The organism is Saccharomonospora iraqiensis subsp. paurometabolica YIM 90007 (assembly GCF_000231035.2).
Taxonomy (GTDB): domain Bacteria; phylum Actinomycetota; class Actinomycetes; order Mycobacteriales; family Pseudonocardiaceae; genus Saccharomonospora; species Saccharomonospora paurometabolica.
Genome location: NZ_KI912234.1, coordinates 18,467 through 23,334 on the forward strand (window position 1 = coordinate 18,467; position 4,868 = coordinate 23,334).

Genomic DNA, 4,868 nt, shown 5'->3' on the forward strand with positions numbered 1-4,868 from the left:
GTCTGCGACCGCTCGCCCCGGCTCGCGCGCTCACCGCCCTCTACCGCACCGCCCGCGCGCACCTCGTCGTCGCCGATGTCGACTGGCCGCGCTTCTGCGAGACCTTCACCGCCCGCCGGCCCAGCCCCCTGCTGGAACGCTTCACCCCCACAGCCCCGGCCACCGTGCGCAGCGGCGCGGGCGACCTGCTGGCCCTCACCGGCGACGACCGGGCCGTGGCCCTGCTCGATCTCGTTCGTGCCACCACGGCCGACGTCCTCGGCTACACCTCCGAGAACGCCGACGACGCCGTCGCCGCCGACCGCACCTTCCGCGATCTCGGTGTCGACTCGCTGACCGCCGTCGAGCTTCGCAACGCCCTCACCGCCGCCACCGGCCTCGCGCTCCCGGCCGCCGTCGTCTTCGACCACCCCACCCCGCGCGCACTCGTGGAGCGGATCATCGCCGAGCTGGCCGGACACGGCGCCGATGAGGCTGCGGCCGCCGTCGCCGTCGACGAGCCGGTCGCCATCGTCGGCATGGCCTGCCGGTTCCCCGGCGGCATCGCCACACCCGAGCAGCTCTGGGACGCCGTCGCCGACGGCCGCGACCTCGTCGGCCCGTTCCCGGCCGACCGCGGGTGGGACGCCGAGGGCCGGGGCGGGTTCCTCGACGCCGCGGCGTTCGACGCCGGTTTCTTCGCCATCAGCCCGCGCGAGGCCGTCGCCATGGACCCGCAGCAGCGCGTGCTGCTCCAGGTCGCCTGGGAGGCTCTGGAGCGCGCCGGAATCGACCCGCAGGGCCTGCGCGGCACCCCGGCGGGGGTGTTCACCGGCATCAGCGGCCAGGACTACGTGTCGCTGCTCTCCTCCGCCGCCGAGGACGTCAGCGGGCACGTGCTCACCGGAAACGCCGTCAGCGTCGCCTCCGGCCGGATCGCCTACGCGCTCGGCTTCGAGGGCCCGGCCGTCTCGGTGGACACGGCCTGCTCGTCGTCGCTGGTGGGCCTGCACTGGGCGGCCCGCGCGCTGCGCTCCGGTGAGTGCGACCTGGCCCTGGCGGGGGGCGTCACGGTCATGCCGACCCCGGGCACGTTCACCGAGTTCACCAAGCAGGGCGGCCTGTCCGCCGACGGCCGCTGCAGGGCCTTCGGCGACGAGGCGGACGGCACCGGCTGGTCCGAGGGCGCGGGGGTGCTGGTCGTCGAGCGCCTGTCCGACGCCCGTGCCAAGGGCCATCGGGTCCTGGCCGTGCTGCGTGGTTCGGCGGTCAACCAGGACGGTGCGTCGAACGGGCTCACCGCCCCGAACGGGCCCGCACAGGAGCGGGTCATCCGCGCCGCCCTCGCCAACGCCGACCTGAAAGCGTCCGATGTGGACGTCGTGGAGGCGCACGGCACCGGTACCGTGCTGGGCGATCCGATCGAGGCCGAGGCACTGCTGCGCACCTACGGCTCGGCGCGCGATCCGCGCAGGCCGCTGTGGCTGGGATCGGTGAAGTCCAACATCGGCCACACCCAGGCCGCCGCGGGCGTCGCCGGAGTCATGAAGATGGTGCTGTCGCTGTCCCACGACTCGATGCCCCGCACCCTCCACGCCGAACGCCCGACCACCCACGTCGACTGGTCCGCCGGGACCGTGCGGCTGCTGTCCGAGACCAGGCCGTGGCCCGCGGGGGAGCGTGTCCGGCGCGCGGGCGTGTCGTCGTTCGGCATGAGCGGCACGAACGCCCACGTGATCCTGGAGCAGGGCGATCCGCTGCCCGGGCCCGCCGCCGAGGCCGGGCCGGGTGGCCCAGTCCCGTTCGTGCTGTCGGCCCGGACGCCGGAGGCGTTGCGTGCTCAGGCGGCGCGCCTGAGCACGGTGCTGCCCTCGCTGCCCGCCGCCGACCTCGCCCATTCGCTGGCGACGACCCGTGCGCGGATGGAGCACCGGGCGGTCGCGGTCGGCGCGGATGCGGTGTCGGCCCTGGCGGACGGTGTCGCGCACCCGTTGCTGGTGCAGGGCACTGCGGGCGCCGCGGGCAGGACCGTGTTCGTGTTTCCCGGCCAGGGTTCCCAGTGGGCCGGGATGGCCCACGAGCTGGCGGAGCAGTCGCCGGTGTTCGCCGAGCGGCTGGCCGAGTGCGGTGCGGCGCTGAGCGCCTTCACCGACTTCTCGCTCGATGCCGCGCTGGGTGATGCGGACCTGCTGGAGCGGGTCGACGTCGTGCAGCCGGTGTTGTGGGCCGTGATGGTGTCGCTGGCCGAGCTGTGGCGGTCGTGGGGTGTCGAGCCCGCGGCCGTGGTCGGCCATTCTCAGGGGGAGATCGCGGCCGCCGTGGTGGCGGGTGCGCTGTCTCTCGAGGACGGTGCCCGGATCGTGGCGCTGCGGTCGCGGCTTTTGCTGCGGCTGGCAGGGCGCGGCGGGATGGTGTCGATCGCCGCGGACCAGGCACGGGTCCGGGAGTGGATCGCCGGATTCGGGGACCGGGTGTCGGTCGCCGCGGTCAACGGGCCCTCGGCGGTGGTGGTCTCGGGCGAGCCCGCGGCGCTGGACGGGCTTATGGCGGCGGGTGAGGCCGACGGGGTCCGCGTCACGCGGATCGCCGTGGACTACGCCTCGCACTCCGCGCAGGTGGACGAATTGGAGAACGACCTGCTCGCCGCTCTCGCTCCGGTGCGCCCCGTGGCCGGGACCGTCCCCATCCGCTCGACCGTGACCGGCCGGGAGGAGGACGGTTCGACGTTCGATGCCGCCTACTGGGTGCGCAACTTGCGGGCGAGCGTCGAGTTCGCCGACGCGGTCACCACCCTGGTGACCGACGGCTTCGACACCTTCGTCGAATGCTCGCCGCACCCGGTGCTGACGATGGCCCTGCCCGACTCCGTCACCGCCGTGGGATCGCTCAGGCGCGATGCGGGGGGCCTGGAGCGCGCGTTGCTGTCGCTGGGGGAACTGATCGTCGCGGGCGTCACCCCGGACTGGGCGGCCGTTGCGCCCGGGCAGCGCGTCGACCTGCCGACATACCCCTTCCAGGAGCAGCGCTACTGGCCCACCCCGAGCCCGGCGGCCGGTGACGTCGGCGCCGCGGGCCTGACCGCGACCGACCACTCGCTGCTCGCCGCCGCCACCACGCTCCCCGGCGGGCGGGGGCTGCTGTTCACCGGACGGATCAGCACCGCCACCCACCCGTGGCTGGCCGACCACGTGGTCTCCGGCCACGTCGTCGTCCCGGGTACAGCACTGCTCGACATGGCGCTGCTGGCCGCCGACCGGGACGCCCTCGCCGAGCTGACCTTCGCCGCGCCGCTGGTGCTCCCCGCGGACGGTGGGGTCGACGTCCAGGTGTCGGTCACCGACGTGCTGGAGATCCACGCCCGTCCCGACGGCGGCGACTGGACCCGCCACGCGACCGGAGTGCTCGGCGTCCCCGCCACCGCGGCCGTCCCGGGCGAGTGGCCACCTCCGGGGGCCGAGGAGGTCGGCCTCGACGACCTCTACCCCGACCTGGCCGTCGCGGGCCTCAGCTACGGCCCCGCCTTCCAGGGCCTGCGCCGGGTCTGGCGCCTGGGCGACGAGATCTTCGCCGAGGCCGCCTCGACCTCCGAGACGACCGACGTGACCGGCTTCGGGGTGCACCCGGTCCTGCTCGACAGTGCCCTGCACGCCGCATCCCTCGGCTGGCGCGGCGAAGATGAGGCCGCCGGGCTGCCGTTCTCCTGGACGGGCGTCACCCGCCACGCCACGGGCTCCGGTGCCCTGCGGGTCCGCATCGCTCCCGCTGGCGACAACAGCTTCAGCGGCTCCAGTGGCTTTAGCGTGACGGCGTTCGACGGCGGCAACCGCCCGGTCCTCACCGCCGAAGCTCTCACCCTCCGGCCGCTGCCCGACCTGGCCCCCGACTCCGAGCCGCTGCACGCGGTCGACTGGGTACCCGCGCCGGTCGTCGCGGCGCCCCCGTTCGCCGGTTCCCTCGTCCGCGCCGAGGGTGACCTCGCTCAGATCGTCACGCGCGTGCAGGAACTGCTCAGCGGCGACTCGGACTTCGTCCTGCTCGTCGACGGCACCACCGAGACCGGTGCGGCGGCGGGCGGTCTGGGCCGCTCCGCCGCGGCCGAGCACCCCGGCCGGATCGTCGTGGTCGATGCGGCCGGCACCGTCGATGCGGAGCATCTCGGGCAGGCCGTCGCGCTCGGTGAACCGTGGGTGCGGGTGCGGGACGTGGTCGAGGTGCCGCGCCTGGTCCGCGTCGAGGACGCCGGTGTTCCGGTCCTCGGCCCCGACGACTCCGTACTGATCACCGGCGGCACCGGAACGCTCGGCGCCGCGCTCGCCCGCCACCTCGCGCGCCGCGGCGTGCGGGAGCTGGTCCTGGCCAGCCGCAGTGGCGCGGCCGGTGACCTCGTCGCCGACCTGGCGGAGCTGGGCGCGGTGGCGCACGTCGTGGCCTGCGACGTCAGTGACCGCGACTCCGTGGCCGCGCTACTCGACACGCACCGGGTCACCGCCGTGGTCCACGCCGCCGGGGTGCTGGGCGACGGCGTCGTCACCGGGCTGACCGACGAGCAGCTGGCCACGGTCTGGGCGCCCAAGGTGGACGCCGCCCGCCACCTCGACGAGCTCACCGGCGACCTCACCGCCTTCGTCGTCTTCTCGGCCGCCGCAGGACTACTCGGTAACGCGGGGCAGGGCGCCTACGCCGCCGCGAACGCCGCGCTCGACGCCCTGGTCGAGCGCCGCCGCGCCGCCGGCAAGCCCGCCGTCTCCCTGGCATGGGGGCTGTGGGCACAGGACAGCGGCATGGCCGGGCACCTCGCCGACACCGACCGGCGCAGGCTCGCCCGCGCCGGGGTGCGCCCGTTGGCCAACGCCGCCGCGCTCGACCTGTTCGACCGGGCCGTCGGTACC

1 protein-coding gene is annotated in these 4,868 nt (G+C 75.0%); it reads left to right on the forward strand.

Going from position 1 to position 4,868, the window contains the following annotated elements:
- Positions 1–4,868: type I polyketide synthase (locus tag SACPADRAFT_RS32725; RefSeq protein WP_198048310.1), on the forward strand; the 4,868-nt coding region annotated here is incomplete at both ends.